Origin of the sequence: Terrisporobacter petrolearius (genome assembly GCF_020748185.1) — a bacterium.
GTDB classification, from domain to species: Bacteria; Bacillota; Clostridia; order Peptostreptococcales; family Peptostreptococcaceae; genus Terrisporobacter; species Terrisporobacter petrolearius.
Map to the genome: position 1 here is coordinate 1 of NZ_JAHZMO010000108.1, position 702 is coordinate 702.

Here is a 702-nt window from a genome sequence, read left to right on the forward strand (position 1 = left end):
ATATTAATACGATTTTGTAACATAGTCAACTTTAAATTTATTAATATGTTTACCTTTATATAGGTTTTTTATAATAACTTTTCTTTAATTAGATAGTTTCTTGCCATAACTGTTCTTGGATGTATCTCTTCTTTTTTATTGATGACAAACATTAAAGTATTATTAAAAGAAGTTAAAAGTGCTTCATCAAGTTTACCTCCATATGCTAATTCTCTTAATGCATCTACAACTGGGAATTTTCTTCCTTCTTCAATCAAATCAGCTATGTAAATTATTTTTTCTAAAAGAGACATATCTTCTCTCCCTGTTGTATGATATTTGATTGCATTTATAATATCTTCATCTTCTACTTCAAACTCATACTCGCATATGTATGCCCCAATTACACTATGAGACAAGGAACGGTTTCCATCCTCTATTGGGTCTAAATATATTTCATACTTATTTACATAATCCTCTATTTCCTTGTCACTTAAATACTTTGCACAATCATGAATCATTCCTGCTAAGTAAGCTTTCTCTTTGTCACATCCATAAATCTCACATAATTTTTCAGCACATTTTGCAACATTTGTTGAATGGCTAAGCCTCCCCACTGGTAGCATTTGATTTAGCCTCTGGTTAATATTTTCTAAGTTCATTTAATCCTCTCCATATTGATATAGTTTATTTTCATATAAATAATTTTCTACATTTTCGGGT

At 29.1% G+C, this 702-nt stretch carries 1 protein-coding gene; it reads right to left on the bottom strand.

Features of this window, described 5'->3' with window-relative positions:
* Nucleotides 1-68: 68 nt before the first annotated feature.
* The gene (yqeK, locus tag K0040_RS19850; protein WP_228110418.1) at nt 69-641 is read right to left on the bottom strand and encodes a bis(5'-nucleosyl)-tetraphosphatase (symmetrical) YqeK; all 573 of its coding nucleotides are present in this window, start codon (nt 639-641) and stop codon (nt 69-71) included.
* Nucleotides 642-702 lie beyond the last annotated feature (61 nt).